Origin of the sequence: Nitrospira tepida (assembly GCF_947241125.1) — a bacterium.
GTDB classification, from domain to species: domain Bacteria; phylum Nitrospirota; class Nitrospiria; order Nitrospirales; family Nitrospiraceae; genus Nitrospira_G; species Nitrospira_G tepida.
Window position 1 is genome coordinate 4045203 of the sequence record NZ_OX365700.1, and the last position, 19817, is coordinate 4065019.

General features: G+C 59.8%; 21 protein-coding genes, 2 tRNA genes and 3 pseudogenes. 10 read left to right on the forward strand and 16 right to left on the reverse strand.

Annotated elements, in window-relative coordinates; translation table 11 throughout:
* Positions 1-74 precede the first annotated feature (74 nt).
* Both rfbC and QWI75_RS19210 read right to left on the reverse strand, forming a co-directional pair.
* Positions 75-659, reverse strand: a complete 585-nt coding sequence (gene rfbC, locus QWI75_RS19205) for a dTDP-4-dehydrorhamnose 3,5-epimerase (RefSeq protein ID WP_289270829.1) — start codon at positions 657-659, stop codon at positions 75-77.
* Positions 660-736: 77 nt separating this feature from the next.
* Positions 737-1132, reverse strand: coding sequence for a hypothetical protein (locus QWI75_RS19210; RefSeq protein ID WP_289270831.1), 396 nt, complete (start codon positions 1130-1132; stop codon positions 737-739).
* A 99-nt stretch (positions 1133-1231) separates the two neighbouring features.
* On the opposite strand from QWI75_RS19210, the gene QWI75_RS19215 reads away from it, so the two are divergent.
* Positions 1232-1510 (forward strand): MoaD/ThiS family protein, encoded by a 279-nt coding sequence (locus tag QWI75_RS19215; RefSeq protein ID WP_289270833.1) that lies wholly within the window; start codon positions 1232-1234, stop codon positions 1508-1510.
* A gap of 241 nt (positions 1511-1751) precedes the next feature.
* Here the strand turns inward: QWI75_RS19215 and QWI75_RS19220 are convergent, their stop codons facing one another.
* A complete protein-coding gene (locus QWI75_RS19220; RefSeq protein ID WP_289270834.1) occupies positions 1752-2039 on the reverse strand; it encodes an HU family DNA-binding protein in 288 nt (95 codons plus the stop codon).
* Between the two features lie 327 nt (positions 2040-2366).
* On the opposite strand from QWI75_RS19220, the gene QWI75_RS19225 reads away from it, so the two are divergent.
* The 4 genes from QWI75_RS19225 (at position 2367) to QWI75_RS19240 (ending at position 3921) form a co-directional block, all read left to right on the forward strand.
* Positions 2367-2921, forward strand: coding sequence for a hypothetical protein (locus tag QWI75_RS19225; protein ID WP_289270836.1), 555 nt, complete (start codon positions 2367-2369; stop codon positions 2919-2921).
* A gap of 6 nt (positions 2922-2927) precedes the next feature.
* The gene (locus QWI75_RS19230; RefSeq protein ID WP_289270838.1) at positions 2928-3548 is read left to right on the forward strand and encodes a YkgJ family cysteine cluster protein; all 621 of its coding nucleotides are present in this window, start codon (positions 2928-2930) and stop codon (positions 3546-3548) included.
* A gap of 126 nt (positions 3549-3674) precedes the next feature.
* Positions 3675-3750 (forward strand) — tRNA-Arg (locus QWI75_RS19235).
* A gap of 95 nt (positions 3751-3845) precedes the next feature.
* Positions 3846-3921: transfer RNA gene (locus tag QWI75_RS19240), tRNA-Lys, on the forward strand.
* Between the two features lie 94 nt (positions 3922-4015).
* On the opposite strand, the gene QWI75_RS22945 is transcribed toward QWI75_RS19240, so the two are convergent.
* Together QWI75_RS22945 and QWI75_RS19245 are read right to left on the reverse strand one after the other, a co-directional pair.
* Positions 4016-4225, reverse strand: a complete 210-nt coding sequence (locus QWI75_RS22945; protein ID WP_370693652.1) for an HNH endonuclease — start codon at positions 4223-4225, stop codon at positions 4016-4018.
* A 191-nt stretch (positions 4226-4416) separates the two neighbouring features.
* A pseudogene (locus QWI75_RS19245) lies at positions 4417-5357 on the reverse strand (IS3 family transposase); the annotation flags it as partial.
* Positions 5358-5451: 94 nt separating this feature from the next.
* Here QWI75_RS19245 and QWI75_RS19250 point away from each other — a divergent pair.
* From QWI75_RS19250 to QWI75_RS19265, 5 genes and pseudogenes are all read left to right on the forward strand, one after another.
* The gene (locus QWI75_RS19250) at positions 5452-5883 is read left to right on the forward strand and encodes a hypothetical protein (protein ID WP_289270840.1); all 432 of its coding nucleotides are present in this window, start codon (positions 5452-5454) and stop codon (positions 5881-5883) included.
* Positions 5884-6347: 464 nt separating this feature from the next.
* Positions 6348-7091, forward strand: a complete 744-nt coding sequence (locus QWI75_RS19255; RefSeq protein WP_289270842.1) for a TIGR04255 family protein — start codon at positions 6348-6350, stop codon at positions 7089-7091.
* Entirely contained in the window at positions 7088-7579 is a 492-nt protein-coding gene (locus tag QWI75_RS19260; RefSeq protein ID WP_289270844.1) for a hypothetical protein, read from the forward strand. The genes QWI75_RS19255 and QWI75_RS19260 overlap by 4 nt, the downstream gene beginning before the upstream one ends.
* A gap of 478 nt (positions 7580-8057) precedes the next feature.
* Positions 8058-8237 (forward strand): annotated as a pseudogene (locus QWI75_RS22950) (transposase); the annotation flags it as partial.
* A 113-nt stretch (positions 8238-8350) separates the two neighbouring features.
* Positions 8351-8866, forward strand: coding sequence for an IS5 family transposase (locus QWI75_RS19265; RefSeq protein ID WP_289270846.1), 516 nt, complete (start codon positions 8351-8353; stop codon positions 8864-8866).
* Positions 8867-9343: 477 nt separating this feature from the next.
* Here QWI75_RS19265 and QWI75_RS19270 read toward each other — a convergent pair whose 3' ends face one another.
* The 11 genes and pseudogenes from QWI75_RS19270 to QWI75_RS19315 form a co-directional block, all read right to left on the reverse strand.
* On the reverse strand, positions 9344-10294 hold the full coding sequence (locus QWI75_RS19270; RefSeq protein WP_289266904.1) for an IS110 family RNA-guided transposase: 951 nt from the start codon (positions 10292-10294) through the stop codon (positions 9344-9346).
* A gap of 152 nt (positions 10295-10446) precedes the next feature.
* Complete coding sequence (locus QWI75_RS19275) at positions 10447-10788, reverse strand: hypothetical protein (RefSeq protein ID WP_289270848.1); 342 nt, start codon at positions 10786-10788, stop codon at positions 10447-10449.
* Positions 10789-11014: 226 nt separating this feature from the next.
* Positions 11015-12190: a Fic family protein gene (locus tag QWI75_RS19280; protein WP_289270850.1), complete on the reverse strand. Its 1176-nt coding sequence runs from the start codon at positions 12188-12190 to the stop codon at positions 11015-11017.
* 661 nt (positions 12191-12851) lie between these two features.
* Positions 12852-13088 carry a DUF4926 domain-containing protein gene (locus QWI75_RS19285; protein ID WP_289270853.1) on the reverse strand — a complete coding sequence of 79 codons (237 nt, stop codon included), beginning with the start codon at positions 13086-13088 and terminating at the stop codon, positions 12852-12854.
* Positions 13085-13417 carry a DUF6883 domain-containing protein gene (locus tag QWI75_RS19290; RefSeq protein ID WP_289270855.1) on the reverse strand — a complete coding sequence of 111 codons (333 nt, stop codon included), beginning with the start codon at positions 13415-13417 and terminating at the stop codon, positions 13085-13087. The genes QWI75_RS19285 and QWI75_RS19290 overlap by 4 nt, the downstream gene beginning before the upstream one ends.
* Before the next feature lie 444 nt (positions 13418-13861).
* Complete coding sequence (locus tag QWI75_RS19295) at positions 13862-14728, reverse strand: tyrosine-type recombinase/integrase (protein WP_289270857.1); 867 nt, start codon at positions 14726-14728, stop codon at positions 13862-13864.
* A gap of 102 nt (positions 14729-14830) precedes the next feature.
* Positions 14831-15088: pseudogene (locus tag QWI75_RS22955) on the reverse strand (Arm DNA-binding domain-containing protein); the annotation flags it as partial.
* Positions 15089-16115: 1027 nt separating this feature from the next.
* The gene (locus QWI75_RS19300) at positions 16116-16697 is read right to left on the reverse strand and encodes a hypothetical protein (protein ID WP_289270858.1); all 582 of its coding nucleotides are present in this window, start codon (positions 16695-16697) and stop codon (positions 16116-16118) included.
* A 19-nt stretch (positions 16698-16716) separates the two neighbouring features.
* On the reverse strand, positions 16717-17499 hold the full coding sequence (gene istB / locus QWI75_RS19305) for an IS21-like element helper ATPase IstB (protein ID WP_289266911.1): 783 nt from the start codon (positions 17497-17499) through the stop codon (positions 16717-16719).
* On the reverse strand, positions 17496-18833 hold the full coding sequence (istA, locus tag QWI75_RS19310; RefSeq protein WP_289266912.1) for an IS21 family transposase: 1338 nt from the start codon (positions 18831-18833) through the stop codon (positions 17496-17498). The genes istB and istA overlap by 4 nt, the downstream gene beginning before the upstream one ends.
* Positions 18834-18888: 55 nt before the next feature.
* The gene (locus QWI75_RS19315) at positions 18889-19650 is read right to left on the reverse strand and encodes a hypothetical protein (RefSeq protein ID WP_289270860.1); all 762 of its coding nucleotides are present in this window, start codon (positions 19648-19650) and stop codon (positions 18889-18891) included.
* Positions 19651-19817: the final 167 nt, after the last annotated feature.

The window sequence follows — 19817 nt, forward strand, 5'->3', positions numbered from 1 at the left end:
GAAGACGTGAACCGTGACCGGCACGCTCATCGGAGCCACGAGGTCCGCTTGTGCGCATCGCTCCGGCTTGCTGTCTAGCGTTTAACGTTTGACGTTTCTTGCGCGGAGGGGCGGTACAGCGGCAGTTCCCCCTGCATCTCCTTTAGGGGACGATACATTTGATCCTTCGGCGAGAGCTGAGGATTCGAGACGGGCCAGGGGATGGCCAGATCCGGGTCGCTCCAGAGGATGCCGCGTTCGTCCTGCGGCGAATAGACATCGGTGCACTTGTACAGAAAATCGGCGGTCTCGCTCAACACGCAGAACCCATGGGCGAAGCCGGGCGGAATATACAACTGTACAGGATCGTCTCCGGACAACTCATAGCCGACCCATTGGCCGAACGTCGGTGATCCGACCCGGATATCGACCGCGGCATCGTAGACCCGGCCCGTGACGACCGTGACCAGTTTTCCCTGAGGGCGCCCCAACTGATAATGCAGTCCCCGCAGCACGCCCTGCCGTGAACGGGAAAAATTATCCTGGACAAAGACGGCGTCGATCCCCAATGCGCCATACCGGTCCGCCCGATGAATTTCGAAAAACGAGCCACGGGCGTCGCGGTACAGGTCCGGTTCGATCAGCAGCACCTCCGGCAACGACATCGGACTGATGCGCACAGTTTGCTCCTTCATCGGCTGTCGTCGGGTCTCAGGCCCCTGGCCAGAGGACGACCGAGCAGTCCGGCATGGACAGGTTAGGAGTTCGACGGCTTGGGGCCCGGCGGCGGAGGCTCCCATTCCTTCAAGCGATCGATCAACGGCTGTGCCCCGGGCGAACTGGACAGTCGCGGCTCGCTGGCCGGGTGATCCCAGATGAGCGTCGTGATCCCGGCCTCCGCCAGCATGGTGCGAATGGTTTCGACCAGCGCATCCAACGTCACCTCCGTGCCCCATCGCAGATCGAGCACCCGTTCCTGCTGCGTGGTCGGGGGCGGGCCTTCGTGTACCAGCGCCCAACAGCGGTCGAAAATCTCCCGCCGCAAGGCCTCCGGAATGTTCAACGTCGGCAACTCGGAGGTGCAGAGCGCCGTGACGAACAACACAAACTGAAGATCCTCCATCTCTGGGCGGTTGACATCGAGGCGAGGCATACGGTTTCCTATGGCGCCAGGGGCGCCGACCTTCCGGTGCGGCCTGACCAATCGGCAGGCTTGGCGTCGGATATCCGCTTGTTCAATGGAGTCAAGGCAATGGTCACGATTACCCTCATGGGACAACTGCAAACCGAGGATGGGGAACGGGATTTCACCTGCGAAGTCCCCGGCCCGCTCAGCGTCAAACAGCTTATTCAGCGCCAGGGCATGACCTTGCGCCCCGTGCTGCAATTATTGCGCGAGAAGAAAGTGCTTGTCACCGTGAACAAAAAGATCGCCAGCGAGGATTCGCTGGTCAACGATGGAGACGCCGTTCGCCTCGTGGGACACGACGGCATGGGAGGCACGGGGCTCGGACCGTCCTCTTTTTACTAAGGGCTTGCCGGATATCTCAGCCCCTCGCTCCAGCTCGCTCACACCGCCGATCCCTGCCCGGTCGACGTGCCGCATCCAGCCTGGAACGCAACGGGCCGACTCCTCAATCTAAGATGAGTGAGTCGGCCCGTTGATGTCGGAATCACGAACAAGAGGATGAGGACGGCGGTCTGTCGGCTAGAACCTTCGTCGCTCTCGCATCCAATCCAGCGTCACTCCATCATACTCTTGCTTGCTCTGGTTACTTTTTGCCGAGAATCGCATCCTTCGCCATCTTGGCCACCCGGAACTTGACCACGCGCTTGGCCGGAATCTTGATGGGTTCGCCGGTCTGGGGATTGCGGCCCATGCGCGCCTTTCGGTTGGCCAACACCAGCTTGCCAATCCCGGGGAGGACGAAAGTGTTCTTGGCTTCCTTATAAGCCAGCGCGGACAGATCCTCCAGGATCTGCACGGCGGTCTTCTTGGTAATCCCCGCCTTGTTTGCCAGGTGATCGGCGATCTGCGACTTCGTCATCGATTTGGCCATGAGAACCTCCTTGAAAGAGAGTAGGTGATTGATGAACAGCTCAGTGGACGTGGATGAGCGTGCTTCGGGTTTGGCTCGAACGTCACAAGTTGGGAAGGGAACCGAGTGGTCCCGCTGCGAGCCGGGCGAGAGTGTATCGAACACCTCCCACCCTGTCAACGAGAAAAACGGTCCTAAGGCGCGCCAGATGCTGGGTTCATCAAGGTCCGAGGCTCTTGCAGGTTGGCGAGGCCCAAGGGTACCATAGCCGTACCATATCTTGGACTGTCTCCAGGGAAGCTATCGGAGATTGAGGAAAACCCAAAAAAAGACTGAAACGAGACCATCATGGGGAAAGAACTTCCTGTCGTTCCGGCACCGTCGTCCATCGATCCGAAAAGCGGCGAAGAATATATCTTCACGCGCGTGTTCTGTCTGCGCGAGAATTCCCCGCCGCTGAAATTGCTCTGTGATTTCCTGAAGTCCCGCAATCAACAGCCGATCCTGCCGGAGGTGGAGCCCGATGCGCTCGAGGATTGGGCGTGGGTCCAGGTGTCGCTCGGGTACAACCGTGACCGCAAACCTATTCAAGTATTCTGCTTGCGGGACCGCGGCACCTACAAGGACGCATTGGAACAGGAGCGGGCTCACTTTCTGGACCAGCTTTCCTTCCACGACGATGTTGAAGCGCAGCTGGTCCGCGAATATGTCGCCCGGGCCAGGTTTCTCCTCACCACGCGCATGGTGAAAAACGACATCACCGACGAAGGGTACGACTTCAACGGATGGGTTCTCCAGTTCTATCAGGAGAATTGCGACGGCATCGTCCAGGTGGACGGGCAGGGGTTCTATTCACCGTCCGGCGAACTCGTCGTGGAGTTTTACGAACCCACCGCCGAATAGAGTCCATTGTCCGTCTATCACGAAGGCCTCATCCGACTGACCGGACAGGCGGACCTGTGGTTTCAGCGGGCGCGGGCCTCGCTATCCGGCGCGATCCCCTGCGGGAAAGGTTGCCATTGCTGCTGTATCGGTCCCTTCGCCATCACGCGATTGGACGTGGATCGGCTGCAAGAGGCGCTCCCCCGTTTGCCGGCGGAGGAGCGTCGGACGATACACGAGGCGGCGGCCCGTCAGGTGGCAGCCATGGAACGGGCCTTTCCCGCCTTGCGGCAATCCCCTTCGCTTGACCAGTGGGATGATCGGGCGATCGATTCCCTCGTCGCGCAGTTCGGCTCCCTCCCCTGTCCGGCGCTCCATCCCGACGGGAGTTGCAAGGTCTATAAAGCCCGACCGTTGACCTGTCGCCTCATGGGCATTCCGGTGGACGAAGACGGGCTGGTGCGGAGCGCCTGCGAGGTCCAAACATCCGTGCCGCTCGTCCGCCTAACACCATCGTTCCGCCGAGAAGAGCATCGACTGGCCGAACTCGAAGCGACCTTGCTGTCGGTCCGGAAGGTTGAGTCGGATGCCCCGTCACAACAAGGCGAGGAAGTCATGCTCCCCTATGGTTTCCTCGATCAGCAATGACCGGAATGGCCTCGATAACCCATGAAGAGAACGCCCGTCGGCCTATTTCAGATGGGAGTAAGAAGCGCCCTCCACATTCTAGACAGCCTCATAAACGGTATGATATGGTTCTTGGCTCGACTCGCTGCGCCTGTAGCTCAGTGGATAGAGCACTGGCCTCCGGAGCCAGGGGCCACAGGTTCAAATCCTGTCAGGCGCGCCAAACGAGAGAGAAGGTCGAGACTGAGGTTGAGGCTAAGGGAAAAGGAACGCCGGTTTCTCTCGTTGCCCTTAACCCCAACCTTGTGGAACTTGGTGGGGCCGTTAGCTCAGTTGGTAGAGCAGCTGACTCTTAATCAGCGGGCCGTAGGTTCGACCCCTACACGGCCCACCAAAATTCAAGCACTTAGCCTTCCCCTCCCCTCCTGATCGATTTCCGTGTAGACGGAGTGTAGACGGGAAATAAGCAATTTATTTTTTGAGCGCGCTCATTGAGCAATCAAATTCTTTAGTGGCCTGCATTGGCCGCCGTGATGGATCATGACGTGACAATTTGCACAGACTATAGCTAAATGGCTAAGTTTGCTCTTCACACCCTTGGCTGGCACCGAACTCAACGGTCGTAGATGGTGGACTTGCGCATATCCAATTCCAATCCTTCCATATCGCTTACCAAAGTCGAATCCACACTTAGGCACTTCACAAACCAGTTTCCCGTTGTTTTCACGCAGGGCTTCACGGATCTTCGCAAGTCGCAATTGATTTTCGCGAGAACGGTGTGCAACATACCTGCGCTTCAATGTTCCCTCAAACCCCTCGAACTCCTCATCTGAATCAGCTCCCTTTCGTCGAGTCGCTTTTCTTAGTATAAGAGGAAGTTTTATCAATAGCGTTCGACGAACACATTGTCGCGCCAACGCCCGGTTCCATCCATACTGATCTGAATGCCGTGGGCTGTCAGAAGCCCGGTAAATTCCTGACTGGTGAACTGACAGCCTTGATCGGTGTTGAAGATCTCCGGGCAACCATACCGGGTGACGGCCTCCCGCACCGCCTCCATGCAGAAGTCCGTCGTCAACGTATTGGACAGCCGCCACGCCAGCACCCGGCGACTGGCCCAGTCCATGATCGCACAGAGATAGACGAAGCCGCGCTGCATCGGGATGTAGGTGATATCCGCCGCCCACACGTGGTTCGGACGCGTGATCGTGAGCTGGCGCAGCAGATAGGGATAGATCCGGTGGGCGGGATGCCGTTGACTGGTGCGGGGTTTGCGGTAGACTGCCGTGATCCCCATGCGCCGCATCAGCGTCGCCACATGGCGCCGTCCGACTCCATGGCCCTCGCCCCGGAGGACATCCCGGAGCATCCGGGCGCCGGCAAACGGATACTGCAGATGCAGTTCGTCAACCCGGCGCATCAGGGCCAGCGTCTCCGACGACACCGGCACGGGCTGGTAGTAGACCGTGGACCGGGCCAGCTTCAGCAGTTGGCATTGCCGCCCGATTGGTAATTGATGCGTGCGATCGATCATCGCTTTGCGCTCAGCAAGCCCGCCTTGATGAGCGCGCCTTCTAAAAAATCATTCTCCAACGCCAGTTGCCCGATCTTCGCATGAAGCGTCTTGAGATCCGGTGCCTCCGACGGCGGTTTCGTCCCGCCAAACACGTCCGCCGCCCGTCCCACCAGTTGCTGCTTCCATTCGGTGATCTGAGTGGGGTGGACGCTGAATTGCTCGGCCAACTCGGCGAGCGTCTTGTCGCCTTTGACCGCGGCCAATGCGACCTGCGCCTTGAAGGTGGCGCCATGATTCCGTCTCGTGCGTTTCATTGCCTCGCTCCTCTCGTCGGCCACCTCGCGGTGGCGGTGGTGAAGCCAGGCTACCACTTACCACACTGTCCGAATTTCCGGAGCCCCCCTCAAAGTGCGGGAGGACCAGTTCTTCAACACAATCTTGCGGCAGCTCAAGAATGCCGCGCCAAAGGATGTGTTTAAGGAGTTTCACGATAGGTTCTCCAAGGTCGGTGTTGAGATTCCATATGGTAAGGTGAAGAATTTCTTCTCTGCTCAGCTGGATGACAGGGAAATCGTGGGCCGGGCGTTTATCACAGTAAACAGGTTCGAGCCATTCAGCGAAAGCAGTCTTTCGACAGAATCAGAGCCTGTGGCGAAATTGGAATTTTTGATCAGAAAACCAGAAGGCGGAAAGAAAGTTATTCGACTTACAGACGTTTCGCATCTGATTAAGTCTCTCCATGAAGTTTGGAAGCCAGATATTCAGAGCTACCTCTTTTTCATCGTTTCTTCAACAGACCTTTCAGCCCTCGCAGAAAAGGAGCAACCGCGCACCACTTGAGAAGGTGGTGCTTGACGAATTCTCTCAGGAACTCTGCACATGGTTCGAGCAAAACAAGCTCCTAACTGTGGAGTCCTAGGGAGAAAATGCGGGGAAGGTGCTATTTATCAGCGATCCAGTGTCAGGCCGGTCTGCCAACTCCAATCTCCGTCAACAGCATGACTGGAAAAGGGACCGGGGCCCTCATCAGGCCTGATGAGGGTTACGTCGAGGTCCTGGCAGCGGCTGATGCGACATACGAAGGGAGTCGCGCGCGTCTTCCGCAAGAATGGGCTGCCAGAATACAGGCGGTCGAGAGAAGTAAGGTGTCAGATTCCTTGAGCAGCGTCCGATGCACATGAGCATTTCATACTAGGCCTCCAGCTATCCCTGCCATGCGGTTGCCAGGGCACTTCCGACAAGCGTCTCATCACATTCAGAGAGGTTGTAATCCGTCACCTGATCCCACTATTATTGGTTCTCCGATGCAGCCATACCCCAATCCGCCCATCAAGGAGGCTCTCGTTGACATAAGAGTTGACCCATTGCCATCCTCCACGTTGCCCACCCTTGAGGCTCTCCACGACCAGATCCGCGAACACTATCCCACAAAGAAAGCACGACATCGTTGGGAGGGTTCCGTCGAGATTCAGGAGGATCGGCTCATCTCAGCCGCCCAGCGACATTTGGGACGCGATGGCTTTCTGTTTTACTCCCAAGATGAACAACAGATCGTCCAGTACCGACTTGATGGGTTTACTTTTAACCGGCTGCGTCCTTATCCTAGCCAGGGCTGGCCGGTGATCCGCACGGAGGCCAAGGGGCTCTGGGAGCTCTATCTCCGCACCGCACAGCCGCAACGCATCGTTCGTATTGGTCTCCGATACATCAATCAAATCAACATACCCGGTCAACAGGTCAAACTGGAGGACTACCTTACTGAACCACCTCGTGTTCCAGCAGCTCTCCCGCAGACGCTTGAGTACTTCCTTACGCGCCTTGTCATCCCCCTGCCCGCACTGGAGGCGAAAGCGATTATTACCCAATCGCTGGTGCCTGTCGCTGCTCCCGATACCACCTCTCTCATTCTTGACATCGATGTCTTGACAGAGGCCCCCAGGCCCCCCGATACTGCCAGCATATGGGACGTTCTTGAGCGATTTCGGGAATTCAAGAACACGATCTTCAAGTCGAGCCTGACCCCTAGGACCGAGGAGCTGTTCCGATGATGACAGCGATTGCTGCCGCAACTCCTTATATTACCGAGGTCGGACCGGGTTGCAGCGAGACCTTTCACACACTCCGAGCCGCCATCAGCGCCTTCCGCAAGCACGCGGACGAATCGATCGTTCTTGGCTGGCGGCAAGCGCTCCGGGATCGGTTAGCCGATGTTCTTCAAGAGGCGTCCGAGCGTGGTTGGGATGGCTACGAGGCTGAACCCATCGCAGACTTAGCGATCGCAACGGCGCGTCATCTCATTGGACTGTTGCCGGAGACGCTGCCTCTTCCCGATATCGTGCCTGCTCCTCACGGCGAGATCGCTTTCGAATGGGACCGAGGCCGCAACTATCTCTTTACCATCACAACGAATCAAGGATTGCTGATCTACGCCGGAATTCTGGGACCAGATCGGAAACAGTATGGGCAGGAGCCACTTGGTGATGAGCTACCTGGATCGATTGCGACGATTCTGGGATCGTATTTATCAAAAGCCTGACCTTCTCCCCTCCGACATAGATCCTCGCGAGCGTCTTAGTCGATTCATCCTCACGAAACGCCACATCAAGCCAGCAACGAGTAGAGTGAGTCCTCAGGCATTTATTCCTTCAACCAGAACGGCGGAAACTTCCGTTTATCGAACAGAGCGCTGTGCGGAGCAGGCTATTTGGGAAATCGGGGACAACTATGTGACCGCTCTTCACCCCTCACACAAGCCTGTGATCGGACGTGCTGACCTCATAGCCCAAGTCGTCTTCACTCAACAGCTCCGTGTGGTTTCCAGTCCTGTCCCACACCCGCGACATGCAAACATTATCGGCTGGCCGGTTGAGCGCGAGAAAATCCTCATGATCGCCACTGAACTAGCTAACAAGGCAACCCTGATTATCCGCTCGCCAACTTCCTAGAAGTTATTTCAAAACCTCGGAAAAGGAGTAGAATCCGCGCCATGACGACCTTCAAGGAAAGGAGGACACATGGCGTGGCGCCAGCTGACCGATGCGCAATGGGACCAGATTCGTCCCCATTTACCCCCGGCCCCGCGCCGACCGAAGGGCGGCCGACCGCCTGCCGACGCTCGGCGCTGCTTCGAAGGGATACTCTGGATTCTGTGGACCGGCGCACCGTGGAGCGAACTGCCCAAGCGGTATGGCAGCCCGAGCACCTGTTGGCGACGGCTGCGGCAGTGGGAAGCCAGCGGGGTCTTGCTGACGCTGTGGCGGGCCTTGCTGGCCCACTTGAATGACGCGCAGAAACTGCGCTGGAACGAGTGCTTCCTCGATGGGAGCTTCGCGCCGGCGAAAACGGGGGCGCCAACGTCGGGCCGACCAAGCGCGGCAAGGGCACAAAATGGATGGTATTGGTCGATGGCGCGGGTACTCCGTTGGGAGCATACCTGGATTCGGCGTCCCCGGCGGAGGGCCGGCTCCTCGACGCGACGCTCGACACGATCGCCGTGACACGCCCGCATCGGCCGGGGCGGCCCCGCAAGCGGCCGGAGCGGCTGATTGCGGACCGGGGATATGACAGCAATGCCGCCCGGGCCCTGTTGGTCCGTCGCGGGATTGAGCCGATCATTCCGGCCAGGGCCAATAACCAGCGGGCCACCCCTCAGGACGGGCGCAAGGTGCGCCGCTACCGGCGCCGCTGGATCGTGGAGCGCACGATCGGCTGGCTGGGCAACTTCCGGCGACTGACCGTCCGGGATGATCGCCTGATGGACACTTATGGGGGCTTCTTTCATCTGGCCTGTGCCCTGATCACGCTTCGGAAGGTTTTGAAATGACTTCTAAACAGCCTGCCGACCGTAGGAACAATTTGCACTACAAGTCAGAAAAGTACCGGGAGTCTTTCAGTGCTCTTGCGTCTTCACTTAGGCGTCTTCACTTAGGCGTCTTCCTGTTCATCGCGATGCTGCCGCACGTTGGGCGCCTTCCAGCGGAGCGCAGGATGCTCGCGGGAAAACCAGAAAAGGACCGGGAATCTGTTCATGTGCTTCAGCAGGTTCAGCTCGTGCGAGACTGCCGATCCGGTTAGTCAGCAACTGCTCCAAGGACTCGACAGACCTCACGCACCGTCATGAAGGCATCCTGCCGGAGCCGTGCTTCTGTTCCCGGATCGCCTCCACCTAAGAACTTCGCAACCCAGGTCGGACCTTCGGCATCCAGCCCGCATTATTCATGACGGTTCGTCGCGAAATGGCGGAGTTGCGTCGCGAGACGGGCAAGCACAGCCGCGAAGGACTGAGCAACTGTCTTGAATGTCAAGCTCTCCGTGCAGCGGCCGGTTGCCATGGAGTCCCATGATGTACCATCGCATTGAGAATGGTCAGCAGCTTGCGCATCGCGGCGACCAGCGCGACCTTGGATGCTTTGCCGGCGGTACGCAGTCGCTGGTAGAACTGCCGGATGACGGGGTTCCAGCGCGTCGCCACCAAGGTCGCCATGTACAGCGCGGTGCGGACGGGGGCCCGCCCACCCCAGATGGTGCGTCGGCCGCGCAGCCGCCCACTGTCCCGATTGAAGGGCGCGACGCCCACCAAGGCCGCAATTTGCTTGCGATTCAGCAAGCCCAACTCCGGCAGCTCGGCCAAGACCGTGCGACTCATTACCGGTCCGATGCCGGGCACGCTCTGCAACAAATCTTCGCGTGCACGCCAGATGGGGCTCTCTTCAATCATGTCATCGAGGTCCTCGTCGAGCCGGGCCAGTTCGGTGCGCAACCAGCGCAGATGGGCTTCAATCCGCTTCCGCACGCGGGCTGGAGCTCGGTCCAACCGGTTCTGCTCGGCCCGCTGCATCGCCAGCACTTGGCGGCGTCGCGCCAACAGGGCCGCCAGTTCCGCGGTCTGCGGATCGGGGAGCGCCCGCACTTCCGGTTGGATGACCTCTGCGAAGCGGGCCAACACCTGCGCGTCCAGCGTATCGGTCTTCGCCAACCGGCCCGTCGCTTTGGCAAAGTCCCGGACCTGGCGCGGATTGACCGCGATCACGGGCAAGGCGGCGTCCACCAGCGCCCGCAGCAACGGCCGTTCCAAGCCCCCGGTGGCTTCCACGACAATCCGTATCGGCGATACCTGGCTCAGCCGTGCGATCACCGTGCTGATTCCCTGGGCATCATACGGGACGCTCAGCGGCGTGCCAGCCGGCCGCATGGCGACGTCCAGCTGCGCTTTCGAGATATCAATTCCGACACACACCGACGATGTCTGCATCGCCTCCTCCTTGGTGAAGCCCGTCCTTGTCTTGATGCGGGCTCGGTGGCCCAGGCAACTGTGCGGGCTTATGGAATAGGGAATGTGACGACCCGGCTCGGCCGCGGTCTCTTCGGACCGGAGGCGTATCGATCTGTCACATTCCGTATGTCTCATGTACCACAATTCCAAGATACAAGGCGTACTTGAAACAGTACGTTGAAGGACTGAGCGGCGAGCACGCCCGCCGACAGGCGTGTCGCAGCAGCGAATCCGCGATTGCAGCAGAAGCGTTCATGAATAATGCGGGCGAGGGCACGGAACTTCTGAGCGATTGAGCGAAGGCCTTTTTGCACAAGCTGCTGATTCATGAAAGGCTTGAGCGCCGACGCCACTGTTTGGGGACCTCCGCGTGAGTGGGCACAAAGCGCATAGATGTCGTAGGCGTCCTTCTCCGCATACCGTTCCCCGATGGCGATCCCCTTCAAGACCAGACTGGCTACGAGATCGGCCAACTGGCCCCGGCTACGGAGGTTGAGATATCCGACACAGAACGAACTGGCCGTGGCCGCGGGCAGAACCGGGTGTAGACCCTCCAACAGCTTCAGCTCGATATTGTTAAAATCTGCGGCATAGGCTGTCCGATCGTGGTGATGTTAGCGCAACGGAGCAGTTATCGAAACGTCCGCTTCTCGGTTTGAGGCTGCCGATGGCTCCTCTGCTTCATTGGCCTGGTTACCCTCATGGTCGCCTCTCGCCTGATTCCTCGAACAACTTGAGATACGGATCGAAACGGAAGCGCCGGTTGCGGGCATAGCCGGTAATCTCGCGTAACAGGCCGATGTCCACGAGGCGGCTGACGAGATTATTCGAGCCCGCCGGCGTGATCTTGAGCCATTCACGCACGCGGGCCACGGTCACGATCGGACGGTCGAAGAGTTTGTCCATGATGCGGTGGCCGTTGGCGGCAGCGCGGCCGAGCCGCTCGATGATGCGCGCGCGATAGTCCTCACGCATGCGCAAGATAGCCGCTGCCGTCCGGGTCGCTTCGCGGCTCACCTCGGCCACGCCGCGCAAGAAGAAGGCAAGCCACCCTTCCCAGTCACCGGCATCGCGCACGCCTTGCAGTCGCTCGTAGTACTCGGCGCGGTGGCGCTTGAAATAGTGGGACAGATACAGCACGGGTCGCGCCAGGAGCTTCTTCTCGGTGAGCAGGAAGGTGATGAGCAGCCGCCCGACGCGGCCGTTGCCGTCGAGAAAGGGATGGATGGTTTCGAACTGCGCATGGGCGAGCCCCACCCACACCAGCGCAGGCGGCGGGTTTTCAGCGTGCAGGAACTGCTCGAGCTCGGCCAGCGCTTGGGGAACTTCCTGAGGCGGCGGCGGAATAAAGGTCGCGTCGGCGAGCGTGCAGCCGCCGGGGCCGATCCAGTTCTGGCTGGTGCGCAGCTCCCCCGGCGTGAGGTTGGCCCCGCGGACGCCCCGCAACAGTTCCGCGTGAATCTCCCGAATCAGACGAACGGAGACCGGCAGCTCAGCCAGTCGCTTGAGGCCGTGATTCATTGCCCGGACGTAGTTGATCACCTCGGTCACGTCCGCCGGGGTGTCCGGGTCGGCCAGCCGTGCCTCGGCTGCAAGCAGGTTCTGTAGAGAGCTTTGGGTGCCCTCGATTTGACTGGAGAGCACCGCCTCCTTGCGCACATACATGGAGACAAAGAGGTCCGGGTTGGGCAAGGTGAGCACCGCGCCGTCGAGCCGGCCAAGGGCGTAGTCGGCACCGGAGAGCAGCTCCCGCAGCAGCCCGCCGAGATTAACGGGCGGAACCGGAGGCAAGGGCGCGGGGATGAAGGCGCGATAGCCCGCCGGCTGCTGCACATAGCGGCCCGCTCGGGAGGACTTGTTTTCCGTCGTGTTCATCAAAGCGCGAGAGGCCTTCCATGTTCAACGTTGCGTTGATTATGGGGCAACTTCGGGCCCATATTCAACGCAGCGATCAACTATACTCAGCTCTTTTAGGTCTTTAGCAATAGTGGCGTCGATTTTCGCGGCCTCAAGGAGGTTGATGGTGTCAGGCACGCGCATCGACTTATTTGAGGCGCAGCATCGCTTTGAGCACAAGACGACCCTCGACCTACCCGGAACAGAGACCTGGACTCTCATCATCCTGAGGGGGTTAAGGTTGAGGCGCAGACATCGGCTGATGCGCCGCGCGAAGAAAGGCGCGTACGCTTTGCGCAAGAAACAATCTCCACAGTTCTGCATATTTTTACCCAATTGGCTATTTTTACCGTACGGGTAAAATGCCCAATCAGGTAAAAGTCTGTCACGCCTTCTGTTTCCAGGTCAAAGCGAGTAAGCAACGTGGGGCGATGTCCCCGCAGTCGTTCAGGCGCGCGATAAACTCCTGCTCCGCAGCAGTCAGGGGCAGCATGATCTCCAGTAGGCCGCGACATTCGGACACGAGCTTTTCGCCTGCCGGACGCAAGTCAGAAGGCCGCATGGGCCACATGCAATGCACAGAATAGGAAATTGAGTCTAGTCCACTAGTTCTGGAAAGAGAGCAGGAGGTCGCGTCTCGTCACAGCGCACGAGCGCAGAGCACCTCGTCTTCGCGGAGGGCTTCCAGGGCGGAGGCGTGAACGGCGGTGACGGCAATGGTGTCGCCAACAGCGTTGAAGACTTCGATGGAGTATCCCTCTGTGCCGTCAGGGGCCACGTGATGGTCGACCAGTTTCACAATATCGCCGCGACGGAGACGATGCTCCGGCAGGTCACATGTCAGCGCCACATCAGTGTAAAGCTCAAACTTCATCATGCCCTCCGTTTGTCTGGAATAAGTGTAACGAACTTCGTGATGCCCGACAAGTGCTCGGTCATCCAGATAGTGCGCACTGGTAGTGTCATACCATTGGGCCCCTTAAGCGTGCCGCAAATCTCGTAATACTGCCCGAACTTGTTGGATTCCAGCCGCACGGCGTCTAATGGCAAAATCTGCGTGCGCAAGTCCTGCAGTAGTTGGCCAGCGTTTCCCTGCACATAGCCAGTCTGCGCCAGAAAGGCCGATTTGTCGCCGCGCGCTTGCGGCAAGAGCAGATAGCGCGCCAGCTTATCTTCGGCTATGGTTGTATCAGCAGGTAGTCTCATGGCACCTTCAGCGCTGCACAACCTACTACGTTGCAGCCGCGTCTGTCTTCTCAGTACTCGTATCCATTTAGAGAACCCCGCCCTTTCGGGCGGGACTTTGTACGCCCAGGAACCTTTTACTCCGCTTCGCTACGGGCAGCCATTCATTCCGCTCTTCCAAGCGAGGCGTTCTCGCAGGATTCCGATCTCTGCACTATTTGGCAAGGCGAACTTGCTGAATTGCGCAAATATAACCAGTATCGATAGTGATTCGGTTACGCTTTGGCAAGTGTCTTGGCAGTCTCACCGGGGGTCGATGTCCTGCTGTTTCGTGTGACCATCAGGATGCCACTAACGCGGTTTGCCGCTTCGGGTTTTCCCGCTTAACCGCTCCTCTGGAGCCGACCGCTGAGTAAGTCCAGAAGAAACGACGTGGGAACTGTCAGTGCAGGTTCTGCTACAGAACTAATTGGTAGCGGCGCTCACAAGCCGCTGTAGTGCCGGGAGCGACGGCGTGGGAATTGATCCCCTTCTGTGCTTCCTTCCCTCTTTACGTTGGAAATGCTTGTGGACCGTCAGCAACATCTTACTTGCGTTCTGTTCCAAGGCCCTGCGCAGCGGATCAAGGTCCAATCGCGCATAGATCCTCGTCGTGCTGATGTTGCTGTGGTTGAGGACCGCTCCAATCAGCTGGAGGCTTTCACCACTGCCCGCCAGCCATGATCCCACGGTGCGCCGGAGATCGTGAAGTCTGACATCCGAGACACCTACCTTGGTCCGAATACGGCCCCAGGCTCGCTTGATGTTCACGCGATGGGACCCATTGCGCCCGGCGAACACATAGGGATTCCCGTCTTGTCGCGGAAGCTTGCTCAAGACTGCCAGGAGCGGTCCCGCCAGGGGAAGCACATGCGGGCTATCTGCCTTCGTCTGGGGGATACGCCACTCGGCTTGCTCCAAACTGATATCCTCCCACCGCATCGTGAGCACCTCTTCGCGGCGAGCCCCGGTGAACAAGTACGTGAAAAAAGCCCCGCGCACATACTCATCCGGTTCTTCGAGACTCGCGGCAAACAGACGAGGAAATTCATCGGGCCGTACGAAACGATCCCGCTCTTTTTCTTTGAAGAAATGAATTCTGGTTGCAGGATTCTCCCCCTGAAACATTCCCCAGTCCTTGGCCAGGTTGAACATCTTTCGGAGCAGGGCCACGGCGCGATTCGCCAGATAGGGCGCGGTCTCCCCGATCTTCGAATGCAGCAGAACAATCTCATTCCGGCTGATATCGGATAACTTCCGCGTCTTCAAATCCTTCAGATGCGTGTCCAACATGCTCCGGTCATCCCTCGCCGACCGCTTCATGGGGAGATGCCGTTGCTCATACAAGACGGCTAGATCGCCAAAGGTCGGTTCTCTGACCCGGTCTTGGCGCGCTTGCGCAGGATCTTCTCCTTGTGCGATTGCCCCGACATGAGCCTCCGCCTGCTTGCGAGCCTGGTCAACCGTGAGCGGACCATACGGACCGATGGTAATTCGCCTGACCCTCCCTCTGACTCGTTTCTCCAGAACGAAGGTCTTCGTTCCCTTGGTCACTCGGAGCGCAAAACCGCGAAGCACAGAGTCTCGGATAAAGACTTGTCCTGAAGGTGGGAACGGAGTGTCATCGATGAGGCGTTTCGTCAGCTTTGGCATGGACGCGTCCTCCGTGCGCGTTGACTTCTCGTTCACAACGGTCTAATCAGCGGGCCGAAATGTAGACGCTGTGTAGACACGAAAGAGCGAATTGCCAGGGTCTAGCCCGCATTATTCACGATGACTTCTACTGCAACCGCCGATATGCCGCTGCGACAAGACTGGCCGCGCCTGAAGGGCAGCCAGTCGGGCGGGCTCGCCGCTCGCTCCCTCGACATACTGTCGCAAGTATGCCTCGGGCTTTCGCGGCTCCGCACGCCCGTCTCGCATGGCATCTCCGCGGTTTCGTCACGAATTCTCGTGAATAATGCGGGCTAGACCGTAACCTAGAGGAGAACCGTAATCACAACTCGTTGAAGTGTCAAGAGGTGTGGTAAGTGATAGTACCTGAGAGTAAATGCTGGTGATTACTCTTAATCATATTGACGTAGGTTATATACCTAAATACGAAGCTTCGCTTGAACCGCTCGCCTCTTTATCGGTTTATCGTAGTTGTGGCGAGCAGAGGAATCCTCCAGTCATTCTCCTTCTGATCTAAGCTTGCTAGACCCGGCGGCTCATCGGGCGTAGCCCCTCTCCATTGACGCCGCCGGAGAAACCCCTCCAGTAATTCACTTCTTCTGATGTGAGCTTCGTGCTAGCCGCTTGCCTCTTTATCGGCATAGCGTCGCTGCGGCGAGCGGAGAAGACCGCCGGTAACTGTCTTGCTTTGATCCAAACTTCTCATGCAACCGGGTCCCTTTAAGGTTTCCAAGAATTCGTCGTCCGTGACGATGCCCCTCGCGCGGAGGTTCTTCGCACCCACAGAGCCTTCCGAGGATGGATTGCCCCCTCGCCCTTGGCCAGCCTATCAAGCCATTTAAAAATCTTACCCAGCGGGGGATCGTTGAGTCATTTGTGAATCTTACCGAGCGACGCATCCCCTGAGCCTGGAGTTGGGATTCTTCGGGCGCTCGGTCGGAAAACCGGCTTCCGTATTTGGCCTAGGATCAACGATCGCCGCTCGGTCCATACTGGAGATCCCCCCTTATGAGCGTCCTGTCCGGGGCAGCGCCGGTGTCTGGCGCTGGACCCTCGGGCTGAAGGTCCACCCACGCCAGGGCGTGCTCGCCCGCAGCTGCGGCGGCCGAGGCGCCGCTTCGCGCGGGGTGCGCGTGGCTCGGGTGGCCAGCGCCCAGAGTCGCTCCAGGTGCCGGTCAATCCGCTGCGAGAGCGCAAACGGATCGGTCGTCTTCAGGACTTGCTCCAGGGCGGCCACCTTCTGCGGATCGGCGTCGGCGCAGGCCCGCACCCGCTCGAACGGCGTCTGCGGCGCCTCATAGCGCCGGATCAACCGCGAGCCCACCCGGACCTTGCGGACGAGTTTCATCGCGGGCTGAAAGAGGTTCTGGAAGAGCCGCAGGTCCGCATACAGCGCGTTGAGCGCGGTGCGCGCCGCCTCGGTGTCGTACCGCTCCCAACCCACTAGCTTGCGGACATGCGTCCAGTTCTTCTGCTCCACATGCGCGTTGTCATCCTTCTTATACGGGCGCGAGCGCGTGAACTGGACCTGTCGACCAACAGGCCGCTGCTTGTCAAGGGTCACCCAAATTTCCCCAGTTATGGTCATCGAAAACTCCCCACCCTGGTTACGTGGTCGTGGCGGCTTCTTCGACGCGCACCAAACCGGCTTTAAGTTTCTCCTTGAGCCGGTACGAATGACCACGGATATTGATGGTGATGGCGTGGTGCAGGACCCGATCCAGGATCGCGGTCGCCAGCACCCGGTCCCCGAAGACCTCCCCCCAGGCCCCGAAACTCTGGTTACTGGTGAGAATCATCGGCCCCTTCTCGTAGCGACGCGAGATGAGTTGGAAAAACAAGTTGGCCCCGGTGCGGTCAATGGGCAGATAGCCGATCTCATCGATGATCAGTAACCGCGGGATCGTGTAGAGCTTCAGCTTGTCCTCCAGCCGATTCTCCGTCAGGGCTCGAGTCAGTGTGGCGATCATGGCGGCGGCCGTCGTGAACAACACCCGATAGCCTCGCTCGATCGCTTTGAGCCCCAGCCCGATGGCCAGGTGGCTTTTGCCGACCCCGGGCGGCCCCAAGATCACGAGATTCTCGCCGTGCTCGATGAAGTGGCAGGTGGCCACTTGCTGGATCTGCTTCTTATCCAGCGACGGCTGGTAGGCGAAGTCGAAGACCTCCAGACTCTTCACAAACGGAAACCGCGCGAGACTGGTGCGCATCGTAATGTTCTTCTCCGCTTTGGCGGTCACTTCTTCACTGAGGACCTGATCGAGGAAGTCCGCATACGACAGGTCCTTGGCCGCCGCCTCCTGTAAGAGGGCGTCGAGCCGCTCGCGGCTCTTCAGGAGCCGCAGCCGCGTCAGCTGTTCACGGAGCCGTTCCAGTTGCGCCGGGTTCATGGCTGCACCTCGTGCGCCGCCGCGCTCCCGCACACCGCCTCGTAGCACGCCAGATCCCGCACTTCGACCTCCGGGACCGCACCGGGGTGAGTGGCCAGTTCGCTCAGGGTTGACCGGCGCTGGCGCGCAATGCGGGCACTGGCGCCGGGGCCGTGCTCCGGCAGAATGCGGAATTGGTGGCGGCCGGGTAACACGGGATGGGTGGCCACCTCGCGGTCGCGATGGAAGATATGGATGGTGTCGCCCCGCCGTTGCGCCTCAACCCGTTGCCCAATCAGGCGGAAGGGCACGGAATACCGATTCGTGTCGAAGCTGACCAGATAGTCTTCAGCCACGATCCGCGAGACCCGCGCCTCCTGCTGGAAGCCGCGCTGGCCCGCCAGTGGCACGAGGTGCTCGCGTTCTCGCTCAAACCGCGCGATCGGTCGCTCATGAGTCGTGCCGTGCAGGCGCTGGTCGGCGATCGTCACGTTCCATTCGTCGAGCTGGGCCTGGAAGTCCACCACGTCGACAAACGTCCGCCCGGGCAGAAAGTTCCGCTTCACATACTTCACGCCCGATTCCACTTTGCCTTTGGTCTGCGCCCGGTAGGGCCGACACACGCGGGGCTCAAAGCCCCAATAGTCGGCAAAGGCTTTGAACGTGGGATTCCAGAGGCGTCGGCCGGTCTCATCCGCATAGCACACGGTGCGCGGACGATCATAGAGATGCTCGCGGGTGTGCCCGCCGAAATGGGCAAAGGCCCGTTCATGGGCCTCCAGAAATTGCGCCAGGCGCTCATCGGCACACGCGTGATAGAAGCCGCGGCGACTGAACCCTAAGGTGAGCACGAACACGTGCACCACGACGGGACCGGTGCGGAAGGGCACGGTGGCCTGGCCCCAATCAATCTGACTTTGCTGCCCCGGCGGGGTCTCAAAGCGGAGGAGGGCCCGCTCCGCTTGCAGCTGGACCTCGCGCAGCGGCGCCACACACCGCTTCACCGTCTCATAACTGCCGGTGTAGCTCCGGCTCGCCCGCAGTTCCTGGTAGAGAATCCGCGCCGAGTACCCCACCTGCGGGGCGCGGGTCCGCACAAAGTCGGCATGGGCGGTGAGCAGCGTCTCCGCCACCGCTGCCCGGCGATAGGGGTGCCACGTCGTCTGCCGCAGACTGCGCCGGACCGTCTTGCGATCCAGATCCAACCGCCGCCCAATCGCTGAAATGGACACCCGCTCCTCGTGAAACAACCGTCGAATCTCCGCCCATCGCTCCTGATCCACCATGCATGCCTCCCCAGATTGGTCCCCCTGGGCACGCATGATCGCCGACGCTCCCGTCTCGTCAAGTCCCATCTCCCTCCTCCTTCAGTTAGGAGGGTGGGGAAAATTCAATGACCACACCTGGGGATTATTGGATGACCGCTGACAGCTGCTGACACCACGCCAGCAGGTGGTCATGGATGAACTCGCTCCCGTTGTCGGAATCCACGCCCCGCAGGGGGAACGGGAGCTGCGACTCGATGGTCGTCATCGCCTGCACGACCCCGTGACGGCTCTTGCCCATCACGGCCTGGCGCTCCACCCAGGTCGTGTGGATGTCCACACCGTCCACGGTGTGCAGGAACTCGCCGGCGGCCGAGGCGCCCGTGTGCGACACCAGATCGATCTCCAGATAGCCGGGCGTACGGACGTCCCAGTGCTCCGTCTTGATCGGGATCTGCTGCTTCAACAAGGACCCCGGGCGCGTCGTGCCATACAGCCGCCGCTTGAGCCGTCGCTTCCGGTCCCGCAGCCGGCGGTCGATCTGCCGGGCACTGATCCGCCGGAGTTGGGCTTCCACCGCCGGCGTGACCGCGGTGCGCCGCGTCAGCCAGGGCAGCCAGTGCGGCAGCGCCGCCTTCAGTCGCTGACCACACAGATAGCCCGAGGCCGCCCAGATTTCTGCCAGCAGGCGAATCACGGGCTCCCCATACGTCGGCCGTCGCCGGATCACCCGGCGCACGGGCGGCCGAGGTGGGGCCGCTCGGCTCAGCAACCCAATCGCATACTTGCGATGATATCGACAGACTCGTGTCACTTCGTCCAGGAGGGCCGATCGCTCGCGGCGCCCCGCCCGCTGATACCGCTGCCACATCACCCGCAGATACTCGTGCTTCGACCGTCGCGCCATCCCCGCTGCCTCGATCCTCCCCCTCCTTCTGGCCCGCCCCATGCGGACTCGGAGGGTAAGATTGACAAATGACGCAACGATCGGTCGCTCGGTAAGATTTTAGATGACTCAATACGGCCAGTTGACCTGCCTTCCTTCAGGCGCGTAGACTACATCAGTTCAGTGCA